The sequence below is a fragment of the Njordella calcicola genome, from assembly GCF_056494125.1.
Genome location: NZ_CM151396.1, coordinates 1,713,225 through 1,726,358, shown reverse-complemented (window position 1 = coordinate 1,726,358; position 13,134 = coordinate 1,713,225). Strand labels below are relative to the sequence as shown.

Sequence of the window (13,134 nt, the reverse complement as noted above, 5' to 3'; positions counted from 1 at the left end):
ATTTCTTACCTATTGCGGCCCACCCGTTGAGCAGTCCGACTTGAGATCAAAATTCATAGACGAAGTTGAACCCGAAACGTTCGCTTTGAGCTTTCCAATCTGCTTGTAACAACTTGGAATCTTTGCGCCTGTTACAGGCTCTTCATCTGGGTCTTCCGCATCACCCACTTCTTCTAACTGCATTTCGCTCATCCCTGCCGGTTGACCAGGACGAACGCGGATTGCTTTCTCCCCTGGGATAATACCCTTGACCCTGGAATCGAACATCAATGAATAATTTCCGTTGGAATCAAGCGCACCGAAAGAGAAGGTCTGATCTTCTTCATTTACGAATTCGATAGTGGCATTGGTCAGCGGTGAGCCGTCCAGCGTAACCCTGCCCGAGACATTCACCAAACCTAGCTTGCCATACTTCGGTTGCGAAGCAACAGAGCAACCAACCAACAACCCTAAAGCGGTGAGCAACAAAGTTGCCTTCACCGAAGACAGGCATAGCTTCCAATTCAAATTAAATAATAACATTAATAACCGCCGGTTCTAGGAACGAAATAATTACCAATACAGTGCTGCTTACCTAGAATCAGAACTTGATCTTCGGCTTTTCTTGCCCGGCACGTGTTCCCATCTCTTGGTAGGCCTTGAGATCGACACTATCACTAACAAAGTGAGTTGATCCGTCGGCCAATACAAAGGCTGTTCCGCCAACGTGCCAACTTCCGAACGCGACCTCCATCAAATACCCATTGGTTGCTGGCTCGTTCACAGCAATATTCGGCTTTACTAAGGTACTACCTGCAGCTTCGGTAAACTCCGTACCGCCCGTGCCACCATCACATCGGCATGGGTCGATTTGGGGTGAACCAATCGCCCAAAAATCCATCCCCTGTCCGTCTTTTACAAAACGAGGGTCCAGTCGTGACTCTCCAAACATAAACGTGTTGCTCGTTCCGTCGAGGATATCGCTGTTGCGAATCTCACTACATCCGTAGAACATCCCATTCAATTCTTTGGCCTCGAACGATTTGGTCCCCGGAATTGGCCGCGTGCTGTTATCGTCCGATGATACGTCAGATGCCCCAACACCACGATAACTGACTGCAAATCGATCTTGGATTCCGTTATAAGTGTAAAACTTTTCACCTGGGACACTGGGGCATCGCATGAAGGACAGTTCAGTCTGGCACGCTGCGTAATTTGGACTATTGATATTGTCCCAATTCCCAAGGCCTTGCTCGACAAAACGCAGCGTATTGAATACCGCAGATTGCTCAGCAAATGGCAACAGAGCCGCACTCCACAAAGCGCCATGGGTTGTCCACCCGGGAGGGTATTTTTTGTGAGCCGCTTCATACTCGAGTGCGGCTAGACCGACCTGCCGAATACCGCTTTTGCATTGTGCAAGCCTTGCTGCTTCGCGAGCTTGTTGTACTGCTGGCAACAGTAAAGCTACTAGAATGCCAATGATGATGATGACCACCAGCAATTCGACCAGAGTAAATCCATTTCGCTTCATAGTTGTTCCTTTTGGCTTAGCAACTTGGGAATGTGCATCGTATCCCTGATTCAGGGACACAATCGATAATGACGACGCTGGGGCGATTCAACACGCATGCGCTGAGTCGTGCCCGAACGAAGCCGCGAGTTGTAAGCGAATGACAGCAAGTGTAAATGCGAACTAGGCTTTCTTCATAAAGCTTTCATATTGCCAACGATCCAGACTCGAATCTTCATCGGCATTTCATCAAATCTACCCATTGGCTTCTTGATTTCCTTGATGATCATGATTCGAGGCGATAATCTAACTATGGTTTGCTTTTTCATCGCGAGTCCAATCGATCACCCCACCCCACAGGAGCTTCCCCATGGCCAATCCTTGCATACCATCCCAACCATCTGCATTTTGGTTTTGCGGATTACTTGTAGCACTCGTGCTTTCAGGAACTAGCCATGCCCAGCAGTCTTCGAAACACGACCATCGCGAAGTCTTCTCAACTCGCTCTCAAGCAAAGTTGCTTGCTTTGCCAAAAGAAGACGGCGTGTTCCACTTTGTAGTCTACGGCGATCGCACGTCCGGCATACCTGAAGGGCTTAAGTACTTACGACAAGCGGTCATCGATACAAACTTGCTAGCCCCTGACCTCGTAATGACCGTCGGCGATTTGATCCAAGGCTACAACCAGACGCCCAAATGGCTGGAAGAGAAAGACGAGTTTATTGGCATCATGAAGGGACTTCACATGCCTTGGTACCCAGTCGCAGGCAATCATGACGTATATTGGGAACGCAACGATGCGAACAAACCGCGCAACCAGCATGAGTCCAACTACGAAACCCATTTTGGTCCCCTGTGGTACTCCTTTAAACATAAGAATGCAGGATTTATCGTGCTGTATTCGGACGAAGGCGACCCTGAAACCGGAGAGAAAGGTTTTAATGAAGGACGACTGCAGCAAATGAGCGAGGCTCAACTGGACTTCCTTGCCAAAGCGTTAATCGAATGCAAAGACATGAAGCATGTTTTTCTGTTCTTGCACCATCCGCGTTGGATCGGCGGTGGATATTCTGGGAGCAATTGGGATACCGTACATAACCTGCTCGCTTCAGCCGGCAATGTATCGGCCGTGTTTGCTGGCCATATCCACCACATGCGCTACGACGGAGCTCGTGATGGAATCGAATACTTCACGCTAGCGACCACCGGTGGAAACTTGGAAGCTGACTTTCCCGCCGCGGGTTTCTTGCATCATTACAACGTGGTCACCGTTCGCGATGACGCATTTCATGTAGCCACCATTCCCGTGGGTGCCGTCATCGACCCGCGGACTTTCACGCCTGAATTTACGGCTGATTTGGCATTGGCAAAGAATTCAGCTAAACCAACTCGAACGCTGGAAGCCTTCCCTTTAATGCAGGAGTCAGCCAAGCCAAATCAGTGCACTTTTGAATTCAAGAATGCGTCAAGCAAGCCATTGGAGTTGACCGTAGAACTGACTCGCCTGTCGGAAGGCTGGCGTGCCTACCCAGATCACCAACACGTTTATCTTGAGCCAGGTGACACACAAATGACCAGCTTTCGGATTTGGGCTGCGCTCGAAACCGACTGGGACAACTTCTCAATGCCCACAGTGCGCGTTTCAGGTGACTATCTTGCCGATACCACACGCGTCCAACTGCCACCGACCGAAAGTTCAATCCCGATGCGAGTTGGTGCAGAAACGATAGCTGAACTAGGTAAAGCCACCCAAAACAAGTACGCTATTTTTGAGGATGAATCGAGTTGCATCAAAGTTAGCCCCGCTAGCCTCAGCATCCCTGACGGCCCATTCACCGTGGAAGCCTGGATCCGACAAACAGACCAAACAGGGCCACAAGCAGTTATTGCAAAAACTCAGAACTCTGAGTTTGCGATCACCGTGAACTCTGGCAAACCGCAGTTTGACATTCGCATTCAGGAAAACGGTAACCATCGCTATGTGCTTGTAAAGGCACCAGAAGCTATTGCCAAAGATGCGTGGACGCATCTGGCAGGTTGCTTTGATGGAACAACTGCAACTTTGTTCGTCAATGGAAATTCCGTTGCAAGCCTGCCCGCTGCTGGCACTCGTGTGCAGAATTCGCTATCTACATTCATTGGGGCCGATCCTGACAAGAACGATCAACCCAATCGATTTTTCAAAGGACAAATCGATAACGTTCGATTTTCAAGGTTGCCGCGTTACACAACGGATTTCACGCCCGACTTAAATTATGTGGCCGATGCAGACACGTTAGCGCTGTTCACCTTTGACAAGGTGCTTGGACCGTTCGTTGTCGATGAATCCGAGCGTCATATCATCGGTGAAGTTGTTGGCAAGCTGACACTGCAGTCGAGCGAACGCTAACCCGCGCGGTATAGAACTCAAGAAGGCGGGTTGCAACGAAACCACTAGAATACGTTGCGTGCCTGCTTGCAGGACCAACGCACAACGGTTACAACGCAGCCCGTATAAGATCCAGACTGTAAACGGCATTGGGTACCACTTCGCATTCTGCCCAACAGCCTTTGCAGTTGGCAACCCACTTGCGTTGAGTAGCGGTCTGATGCGAAGCCCAAATCTCTTGAAACGTTTGGCTGCGCAAGTTGCCGACAATATGACTATTGAATTGGCAAGTTGGAACATCACCATTAGGAAATATTCGAAGATGTGACCGCAAGGCAGTGCAGGGGGGATTGAGTAGCTTTTGATTTTCACTATGAGCTAGTACCCGCTGTTTAATCCCCTTCAAGTAGTACCTTTTTGCAGACTGAGCGGTCATTGCAAACTGCTGAATGTCTCTTTCCATCTCTTGGAATAGCTCTTGGTAGTCCGCCTGGTCAAACACGCCAAAGGTTGTGAACTGACCGAACTCGCGAGGCGCAAGATCAAGACCACTTTCGAGGCTGTAGGTTGCGCTGGCGTCGTAGGCTAAGACAGCCTGATGCCTGACATTCATCGGCTTCAGGGTGTCACGAAGCAGCTTGTATTGCTCGATTCCATCCCGGTCTACAATTGTTTGATTGACAACCAGATCAAGATTCAGTGACTTTGCCCGCGGTGCTAGGCTTTCCAAAGTTGCCAGTGCAGATTTCCATGCAATAGAGCTTCCGCGTATGCGATTATGATGCTGTTCAAGACCATCCAAACTGACCATTAACTGTAACAAGTTTGTTTGATCGCGAGTTTCACAAAACTTGATGATCCGATCGGTTAGAAAACCGTTTGTGGTAATGTGCACGACCATAGGCCGCAAATGCTCGATGGCCAGTTCGTAAATCTGAGGCAAGTCCACTCGCACGAACGGTTCCCCACCGGTGAGTCGTACTGCGTCTAGAACGGGCAACTGTCGGAAGACTTGCTGAACTTCGTCAAGCGTCAAATCCCCCTCACCCGTTTTCTTCCATGAGTCGCACATGATGCAGCGTGCATTGCAGCGGAAGGTGACGGTGTATGTTAGCAGTCTAGGTCGCACAACATGACCAGCTCGCACCCTTACCGCGTCGGTGAGTATTCCGGGAAGTCTACCAATCGCTTGTTTTATCATGATGATCTATCGCTCCTGTGATGCTGTGACCGTTGGTACTGCAAACTCGTTTTCAGATCGCTCGCTGGGAACGCCACCCACTTGTTCCAGGACATTCTTGATAAACGCGATGGCATGCTGGTTCCCATTGAAATCTAAGCGCGACATCTGATTTCGAAACCCGGGAGCGGCAAGTAGGAACTGTTGTAAGATGTGGGGCGTGAGCGAGCTGAATGGAACAGTCCATCCACATTGCGATTTTCTTATTAGCCACCCGTTCAAACTTTGTTCAAAGTTGCCTGGTTCGGGCAAAGCTAAGACCGGTTTGCCCAAGTAGAACGCTTCTCCGATCAACTGATTGCCGGCCGTGCTAACAAGGCATTCACATCGTGCCAGATCCTCGACGAATCGCTGTTCCGACAGTTCTTGAAATTCTATGTTGTCTACTGGCGGCTGGTTGCCCATGCCGTAAACGATGCATCGGCGACCGCTACTCCGGAGAACCGACATCAAGTTGGCCGGGGCATGTCGACGCACATAAACCAAAATATGGTTTCGGGCATGGCTTAAGTCTTTGGCCGCCAAGACGCTCGCTCGCAGCAGAACCCCCAGTTGTTCGACATCTTTTGCGCCTGATCGCAGGGGCAGATGAAAGAATGAACTGACAGCTTCGGCTATCTGACCACGATAAAATAGAGGGATAGACGCACGCAGGAAAAGCGCTCGCCAACGATAGGTCCAGGGTAATGAACGAAAATCGCACGTGGACAGAAAGTGCTGATGGTCAAGCGAAATCCATGGCACGCCATTACGATTTGCGGCTCGAGGCAAGATAGGCTCAAAATCCGTAATTGCCAGAGTCGGTTTCTCGCGTTCGATCATTGCACTGACATAGCGTACCATGGACGTCAATTTAGCAAGGTATGGCAAGGTATCCATGACGGATCTAGCGTAGTCGACCTTCTGATTGCGATATGAGAAGAATAGACCAGGTAGCCTGCGCACACTGACCTGCGGGTGATCCTGGTATCGCTGGTATAGCTGCGTGTAGGCGTCGCGAGCAGCCAGCAGTACGAAGTCATGTTCAGGCAGCAATAACTCGACAATGGTTTGGCTGCGAGTTGCATGGCCTCTTCCTTCGCCACACATACTGTAGAAAATTGTTGCCATGAGTACTTCAATTCCTTGGTTTGTTGGATGAACAGCGTCGTTGTCACGTAGCCTGACGGATCAGTTTGTGCGTGCTGTTGAAGGAGACTGCTGAATCAATGAAACGGACTTCCAATTTCCCGTCGCTTCGTTCTGCGACAAACGAAAAATGCTCTACCCAGTCGCCGCAATTCAGGTAATGGATGCCACCAATGCCCCTGTTTTCCGGTCGGTGGATGTGTCCGCAGATGACTCCACCACAATCGTGACGACGGGCCAGCTCGGCCATAAATGATTCATATTGGGCCACATGCCGATTGGCGCGACGGCTCAACTGCTTCCACTGCGTGCACCAGTGTCGATTCGTTTTGGGCGGTGGCAGACCGATCTGCACCAAAGACGCGCCGATTGCCAATAGCGCCGGGTAGAGAGAGCTGCCCAAATGAACGGCAGGGGTCCAGTGATGGGCGTAGCTGAGGTCAAAGATATCGCCATGGATGATCAGGTAACTCGTACCGTCAACAGCATGATGAATATAGCTAGAGCGTACTTCAAAGTCATGATAGGTGCGTTGATCCGCCAAACCCATATCATGATTGCCGGGAACGAAATAGACGGTTGTCCCATTCGTAGCCAACCGATCCAGCGCCCAAAGAAATGACTTGATTTCCTGATCGGCTGATGAAGTTGTCTTGTGATACCATTCGAATGTATCACCGACTAGGTATAGGTACTCTGGCTGCATTTGGCCGAGTAGTTCAATTAATGCGGCCGACTTGGAAAACCGCCATCCCAAGTGAATGTCGCTTAAAAAGACACTTCGTGTGTCCGTCCAGTTAATCGTCAATGGAATCTCGCAAATGCTTAACTCAAAGCGTACAGGGAGAGTCGTTTGCAGTCCAACTCTCTTCCAACTGGACCATCAGCATAGAAAAGTATCTTTAACACTTGATGAGCGACTGATGAAGATCCTGAGAATTTGACGTCCTTTTATGCTACGCTTTTGAATTGCAGCCGACAGCTGATTTCCAGCGTTGTTTCCGATGCCTACGATTTTGATATCGGACTAATCGAAAAGTGCTTCGAGTGCAACAATGATTCCGTCAAGATCGCCAAGATCAAATATATTGTCTGCATTGTAATCTAGAGCTTTTGAAGGATCGAAAAGAACATTGCTAAAGTCGCCTGTGAAAAGTGCGTCGATGGCATTGATTATCCCTTCTAAGTCTCCAAGGTCAAAAACGTTGTCACCGTTTGTATCACCAATGGCAAAGCTTTGCGGTTCCGCCTCGATGAGAATATTGTCGATGGCGAACCACCAGTTGTTCTCCGCGTTGATCTTAGCGATGCGCAATATCATCTGGTTACTATTCTGTGCTGGCAAGGAACTGAACGCGTCACCAAATTGAAAAAGCTGTGGTGCATTGAAGGTCGCAAAGAGAGGGCTGCTTCCGTCAACGAGTAGATAATTTGCGAACTCAGTACGCATCGAGGGAATATCTGCTGAGTTGAGATCTAGCAAAACTATCCAACTGCGCCCATTATCAAACGAGACATCAACAAAGCCGCGTTGCGAGTCTTCGGCACGAAACTCCCAGTCAAATGTAATCTTCAATGTGGTATTCGCGTAGTTTGTCAAATCATAAGTACGACTAATGTATGAGTTAAACTCCTTCACGTCAGTTCCTCCGGGAACCTCGACATCAAAGTCATCGTGAGCATCTGAATCAGCAACCAGGACCGTGTTCCGGAGGCCAAAGATGCTCGGCTCGTTGAAAAATGATCTCCCTTGACCACCTTGCTGGTTGATCCAAGATTGAACATCTAGCGCTCGCCATCCCTGAAATGCATTTTCCGCGCTTACTGTAAGCATGAACGAGTTGTCGATGACCCAGTTTGGAATTTCGTCAGCGTAGTCGGTTCCGTCTCCAATTGGCGCTGGTGTCGCAAGAGCAGGGACGCCACCGTCTGCAAAAGGCAGCAGAGCTAAGCCGTCAAAAGTTTCCAACTCACTGAACGCAGCACCGTCATTGACCGCGACATTGTCTACGGCAAACCACCAATTGTTTCCGGCAAAGATACAGCCAAATCGCAGAATCATCGAGGTCGCGCCCGGAGCGGGCAAGAAGTCCACTCCAGCAAGAAAGTTTTTCTGTGTGGGCTGAACAACGTAGTTCAGAGGGTTGGTCGAAAAACGAGTGTTATCGGCCCAAGCGAAAGGACCGTAAACCGGATCGTTGAACCAATTATCCGACGCAACAGTTACTAAACTATCCCATGTGGCTCCACCATCAAAAGATACTTCCGCAACGCAGACTTGGCTGTTCTCTGTAACGACATCCCAATCAAAGGAGATCTGCAGGCCCGCTAAATTTGCACCGGTAATATCGTAGGTCCGCTGTATGTAAGAGTGATATCGCGATCCCTTGCCCGACGGTGGAAAATCATCCCATGCATCAGGGTCGGCAACCAGCGCAATATTACGCTCCCGGCCAAGCTTCATTCGGTTGCGTCCTTCCTGAACACCTTGCTGCCAAATCCAGGAGTTTACATCCATCGCTGCCCAGCCATTGTATGCATGTGTCACAGGAGTATTACTGATATGCATTGGTCCATAGCTGACAGTCCAGCCAGGAATGTCTCTCGTCCAATCGGTACCATCGCTTACATCACCAGGTAACTGATGAGCGACGCTATATGGCTTCATTGCCAGTCCTTCAAAATCATCGAATGCTACCACCGACGTCGTCGCACCGCCTTCAACAATGGAGAAGTTGAGATTATCTGCTAAAGCTCTGGGACCAACCATGCTCAACATAAGTCTTGCTGTTCGCGCGCCATGTGGAATACTCCCGGATTTAGTCCGTGAAAGAAACCTAGTCATAGAATTGCGTTCCTGTGTTGTCACAGGTCCAACACCTAGCTCTCCTAACGATCTTCCCGCGCGGTCAAAGAAAGTCGCTGAGAATGATGCCCTATCTGCAAAACTCCCAACGCCTCCGAGCAACGCGGAAATCTCTGCCTGAGCAAAATTGGCGTCGATCAATTCGCCCAGCGAACTTAAGTCAATCCATTGTTCCATTGAGCAGAACTGATTTGCGACCGTCCCACCGAAGTAGTTCTCGCCAACACCCTGAATTTCGCCACCAATGCTCGGGAGTTCGACGCCACTACTCGCTCCGTAGCGCAAAACAGTTACCGATTGATCACCCGTGCGGCTACTGGTCTCTGCATCGAAATCGGCATCGCTATGCTCATTCCAGCCTGCAACACGTTGATCGAATACATTTGTCGGAAACCCATAGTCGGCTTCCGCATCGCCGTTTTCCACGAGATTCAAACCAAGTTCAATTTCTTGATTCTTCACGCTATCAAATCCAAGCACTTTTCCGGCAAGATGACTTGGGGCGGGGATGTCCAAGTGGTGCAGAACGGTTGGAACAATGTCAACGTTGTGAGAGCCAGATGTATGCTTCTGCACAACACTGTTTCCGCCGCTGACGATGATGAATACTTCGCGATCCCATGGCCTATTTCCCGAGTGACTACGTCCGAGATTACCGCCGTGGTCCGTACAAACTATGAACAACCACTCTTCTGTCGCATTTATATAGCCAGACCTCGAACGAATCGACGACAGCAATTGGCCCACCAATCGATCCGTATCTTCAATTTCAGCTAAGTAATTGCCAATTCGCGGATGGAATCCAACACTGTGACCAACAATGTCCACATCGCCTAAATAAAAGAAGCTAACATCGGCATTGTCTTGTTGAAAAAATGTCACCGCATTCTGCGTTACCAATGCGTCGCCATTTCGATCATAAGGGCGAAAGAAGCTATAGTCCGTTCCCCCTGGAGACTTCGTCTGATCTAACGGGGCCCATGTGGTCCATCTTGCAGTACGCAAGCTAGGACGCGCAGCCTTTACAATCGCAAGCAAATCAGGAAATGAAGCTTGGTTCGATCCAGTAAACACATTGCCCGAGACGCTATTGGTTGCTACACGATGCTGGTCGCGATGTACACCAAGCAGTATGTCTGACCAACTGGGACCCGAGAATGTCAAATCGGAAGTGGCCGCACCCACACAGTAGGTTCCGGAATCCGCAAGTGACTTCAAGTTCGGAGCTAATCCTTGCTGAAACGTACGTTCTAATGCGCTCGGCCTTAGTCCATCAATTCCAATCACGATAGCTTTTCTGGACTGCGCCGCAGCATCAGTGATCGACAGCACGAACAATACTATAACCGAGCAAACACGCACAAGCATTGAATCCCTCTTCTTTAAATCAACCCCGCACTCCAGCATGGCAAAGAGGCTCCTACTACTGCTTGGTGATCCGAGTCGTGTCAAACAGATTGCCCTCTAGATCAAATGCTTTGAATTCAAGGGTTGTTCCGTTGATGTACACCATCACAAAATGATGCCCACGTTTGACATTATTTTGGAAGAACGGACGTATTGGACCTGCTGTTTCAAGCCCCCCGCCACCGCCACCGGTTATGACGTAAATCGGCGAATCTTTTTGTACGGCGGCACCTTCTCGAATGGGCCAAGTCCGCTCATATGAATGGATGTGTCCATTCCAAACTATATCGACCGCATACTTCTCATAAAGAGGAACGAGTTCACGTATTCGCGTATCACCCCGTGTCGACTGATTCGACTTCCATAAATCACCATAGTCGTTCTCGTCAGATGAGTAAGGAGGGTGATGGTGACAAACGAACTTCCAAGTTGCAGTCGATTCCGAAAGCTTTTTATCAAGCCATTCATACTGCTCGGAGCCAGGATTCACATTGCGATTGGAATCGATCATAAAGATCTGTGAATTACCAAATCGAAAATCATAGTAGTACTCGGGATCAGGCAGAACCATGTAATCGAAATAGTTGCCTGCATTTTGCTCGTGATTACCCAACACAGGATAAAAAGGAACTCTTCTTATCAACTCATTCATACTTGGGAAGAATTGCTGCGTCCAGTCTGTGTTACGCTTGCCAGTATCCACCAAGTCTCCAGCATGCAAGGCGAAACTAGGCCGCTGCGCCCAGGCATGGCCAGCAATCCTTGAGGCAACTTCAGGGTTGCCTTGAGTATCACCAATCACTGCAAAAGCAAATGGGGTCGACTCTTGCACGGCTGTCACAAACGTAGACGTATCCGAATCAAGAAAACCCTGATCTCCAATGCTAGCTTCGACTCTGTAAAAGTACTGCGTCTCAGGTTTAAGCTTTGTCAACGTCACATTCTGTATCAAGCCATTCGATGTGCACTCTACAGATGAGTCGCAGCTCGCATCCTCGCCGTAGAAGACATTTACTTTCGCAGGGACTGAAAGCTGCCAAGCAACGGAAATTTGTGTCTGTGTTGCATATTGCAAATAGGGATTCACAACAAAATGAAGTTCACCCCCCTGATTGCTAGTAGGAGAAAACGCTACTAGATGTTTCCCATGTTCGAAATCGTGAACAACCCAAGCCGCTTTTGCCGCCCGATCGTAAATAGCGATCTCGCGCAACGTACCTTTCATCGAATAACTCTCATTTCGATCCTGATATGCACCCAATACGAATGGTGACCATTCTGGATAGTAGATAATTCCAGACTGTTCATTGGAAGTTGCATCGAGAATCCCGTTCACATAGAGTTCCATCGTAGCGCCGTCGTACACCGCAGCAACATGATATACCTTGCCCTTTTCGTACTTAGTTTTGCCCTTCAAATAGGTCAGCATCCCATTCCCGTCGTTAGCACCCTCGGAAGCTAGACCAAAAACGAATACCTCATTGTCGTATCCCAATAGCCAACCTGACTCAGCATCGCCGTTGTCTTGCAGGGCAGACACAATCCCACCATTCTCTTCACCTTCATCAATTGATAGCCAAGCGGTAACTGTCAGATCTTTTTCGGGAAGTATTGACCTTGGATTTTCTAGTCGTTCATAAACAACACACATTGCTCCCGCGCCTCGGAGCATGAGCGAGCCGCCAAACTCGTCGCTGAGGACACGAAAGGGCTTTTGAATCTTTGCATCAGGCCCAAGACGGGCCGAAACAGAACTTTCCTTTATAAATTTGTTTGCAAACTTCCAGTGCATGATTGGGTCCGGGCCATCGTGCGCATTCAGAGTTAGGGAAAACAGACACAGACAAATTTTGACGACGACCAACTTGAATAGCGAACGCACTGAAACAATCTCCTGAAGTTTAAAGCTTTACCAAAGAAAGCGAGAACTGCTTCGAAAAGCAGTTCTCGCAGAAATGAAGGAATCTAAAGGTAGTTGACTATTCGCAAACTACATTCGACTGCTTGGTTTTGCTGCGTCGTCGACGCAGATACGCACCAGCGGCACCAACCGTTGCTAGAACTGCCACAGAACCTGGCTCAGGGATTGCAGTGACGGAAACGGTCGCAGATCCATAGGTTGCATCGAAACCGGGGCTCGTGGGCGTAACAGATTGAGTACCGTTGGCGATCACACCAAGGGTAGTTACCCCTTCGTTTGTCGCGGTAAAGTCTAGCCGACTCAAAAGCACAAAGTTATCGAGGCCACCAGTTGATATACCAGTTGCGCCGATTAAAACGACGCCGCCTGTTCCAGCCACTAGATTCGAAATCGCATTTGGACCATTCAAAGTCCCATTGAACGTATTCGTCCAACGGGTTCCGCCCGGATTATAGACAAAGTTCGATGTCGCCGAAATAACCGACGTGTCGGAACTATTCAAATGCAAATTGATTCCACGCTGTGTCTGTCCAGTTCGCGTCGATGCCCATAGATACAAAGAGGCTGAATCCCCTGGTTGTAACTGCAATTGACTGCCAGCACTAGCATTGACATCGCTGGTGCTGAAAATAATTGCAGCATTTCCTTGAACTTGGAATCCGACTAACACAAGAAACAAAAACGCACCGAAAGTAACGCTTTTCATACTCAT

9 protein-coding genes are annotated in these 13,134 nt (G+C 49.2%); 1 reads left to right on the top strand and 8 read right to left on the bottom strand.

Annotated features, from left to right (window positions below):
• Positions 1-9: 9 nt before the first annotated feature.
• Both SH302x_RS06560 and SH302x_RS06555 read right to left on the bottom strand, forming a co-directional pair.
• A complete protein-coding gene (locus SH302x_RS06560; RefSeq protein WP_479367932.1) occupies positions 10-522 on the bottom strand; it encodes a transthyretin-like family protein in 513 nt (170 codons plus the stop codon).
• 58 nt (positions 523-580) lie between these two features.
• Positions 581-1,513, bottom strand: coding sequence for a DUF1559 domain-containing protein (locus SH302x_RS06555; RefSeq protein WP_479367931.1), 933 nt, complete (start codon positions 1,511-1,513; stop codon positions 581-583).
• Positions 1,514-1,862: 349 nt separating this feature from the next.
• On the opposite strand from SH302x_RS06555, the gene SH302x_RS06550 reads away from it, so the two are divergent.
• Positions 1,863-3,881: a LamG-like jellyroll fold domain-containing protein gene (locus SH302x_RS06550; RefSeq protein WP_479367930.1), complete on the top strand. Its 2,019-nt coding sequence runs from the start codon at positions 1,863-1,865 to the stop codon at positions 3,879-3,881.
• An 88-nt stretch (positions 3,882-3,969) separates the two neighbouring features.
• Here the strand turns inward: SH302x_RS06550 and SH302x_RS06545 are convergent, their stop codons facing one another.
• The 6 genes from SH302x_RS06545 to SH302x_RS06520 form a co-directional block, all read right to left on the bottom strand.
• The gene (locus SH302x_RS06545; protein ID WP_479367929.1) at positions 3,970-5,061 is read right to left on the bottom strand and encodes a radical SAM/SPASM domain-containing protein; all 1,092 of its coding nucleotides are present in this window, start codon (positions 5,059-5,061) and stop codon (positions 3,970-3,972) included.
• Between the two features lie 6 nt (positions 5,062-5,067).
• Positions 5,068-6,210, bottom strand: coding sequence for a glycosyltransferase family protein (locus tag SH302x_RS06540; RefSeq protein WP_479367928.1), 1,143 nt, complete (start codon positions 6,208-6,210; stop codon positions 5,068-5,070).
• 43 nt (positions 6,211-6,253) lie between these two features.
• Complete coding sequence (locus tag SH302x_RS06535; RefSeq protein ID WP_479367927.1) at positions 6,254-7,036, bottom strand: UDP-2,3-diacylglucosamine diphosphatase; 783 nt, start codon at positions 7,034-7,036, stop codon at positions 6,254-6,256.
• Between the two features lie 219 nt (positions 7,037-7,255).
• On the bottom strand, positions 7,256-10,462 hold the full coding sequence (locus SH302x_RS06530; protein ID WP_479367926.1) for an alkaline phosphatase family protein: 3,207 nt from the start codon (positions 10,460-10,462) through the stop codon (positions 7,256-7,258).
• Between the two features lie 55 nt (positions 10,463-10,517).
• On the bottom strand, positions 10,518-12,383 hold the full coding sequence (locus SH302x_RS06525) for a metallophosphoesterase (protein WP_479367925.1): 1,866 nt from the start codon (positions 12,381-12,383) through the stop codon (positions 10,518-10,520).
• Between the two features lie 97 nt (positions 12,384-12,480).
• Positions 12,481-13,134, bottom strand: coding sequence for a PEP-CTERM sorting domain-containing protein (locus tag SH302x_RS06520; protein ID WP_479367924.1), 654 nt, complete (start codon positions 13,132-13,134; stop codon positions 12,481-12,483).